General features: G+C 35.9%; 2 protein-coding genes. Both read right to left on the bottom strand.

Features of this window, described 5'->3' with window-relative positions; genetic code table 11:
• Window positions 1–125: 125 nt before the first annotated feature.
• A complete protein-coding gene (locus B091_RS12540) occupies window positions 126–515 on the bottom strand; it encodes a DDE-type integrase/transposase/recombinase (protein ID WP_018110144.1) in 390 nt (129 codons plus the stop codon).
• A 15-nt stretch (window positions 516–530) separates the two neighbouring features.
• Entirely contained in the window at window positions 531–896 is a 366-nt protein-coding gene (locus B091_RS12545; RefSeq protein ID WP_018110145.1) for an IS3 family transposase, read from the bottom strand.
• Window positions 897–1191: the final 295 nt, after the last annotated feature.

Genomic DNA, 1191 nt, shown 5'->3' on the forward strand with positions numbered 1-1191 from the left:
GCAGCTGCCGCAGCCTCTTTGTTGGGTGCATTATAGATATTCTTCATATCGGCAGTAAACTGTTTTTTGTCTTTCCAAACTACATATTTACAGGCTGGAGTTCCTAACTTTTTTCGTACAAATAGTTAAGCGACATTATTTATATTCTGTTTAAAATATTGCTTGTTAAACTCTTCAATGGTTTGGTAAGCCAGATAGGAGTGCCTTCTTTGTTTTCTGTACCATATTTCGATGTATTCAAATATGGTATTTTTCATTTGTTTTGCTCCGACAAGTTTCGTTTCATAAATCAATTCAGTTTTCAGAGACTTGAAAAAACTTTCAGCCACTGCATTGTCCCAGCAATTTCTAGGTCTGCTCATTGACTGAACAATATTGTATGACTTCAAAGTATTTCGAGTTGCTTTAGAAGCATATTGAGTCCCCCTATCGGAGTGAAATATCATTCCATGATCAAAACTATACTGTGTCGCAGCCTTATTGATTGCTGCTAAGACTGTGTCTTTTGTTGTCATATTAGCACTTAGATTTCAGCCTATAATATCTCTATTGAATAAGTCCATTACAATGGTCAAATACAAGAATCCACTCTTTGTTGGAATATAGGTGATATCAGAAACACATTTTTTTAACGGTGAAAAAGAAAAAAAGTCTTGATTCAGTATATTGTCAACCACTGGTTCCTTGTGATTGGAATCGGTAGTCACTCTGAATTTACGAGCCAATTTACTTTTCAAACCCATCTGCTTCATATATTTAGCCACTGTTGGTCTTGATACCCCTGTGCCAGTCCGACAGAGCTCTTCTTTGATACGAGGGCTACCATAACCTCCTTTGGCTTTAAAATAAGCTGTTTGAATCTTTTCTTTTAAAACCTTCACTTGTTGCTTACGCAAGCTTTTAGGTTCTCTAATCCAATAGTAATAACTGCTACGAGATTCCTAGCTCACGAGCAAACTGAGTCAGATTATCTCGTTCATAGCTCAGTTTGACTGCATTTTCTTTAAAATATCGGTCGTACACTTTTCGGTGTTTCATTGGATAAAGATAGTTTTTTATCCCTTAACTAATTGTGCAACTAAAGTTAGCAACTCCACTTTACTACAGTCTTGAAAAGCATCCAATCCAATTATTATAACATAGTACAGTTCTTCAACAACCGTTCTACAAATGCATCAGCTGAAAGCTTCA

Origin of the sequence: Bacteroides propionicifaciens DSM 19291 = JCM 14649, from assembly GCF_000375405.1 — a bacterium.
Lineage (GTDB): Bacteria > Bacteroidota > Bacteroidia > Bacteroidales > Bacteroidaceae > Bacteroides_E > Bacteroides_E propionicifaciens.

Coding starts and splice junctions, on each gene's coding strand:
- B091_RS12540 (WP_018110144.1), bottom strand. CDS start 515: ATGACAACAAAAGACACAGTCTTAGCAGCAATCAATAAGGCTGCGACA.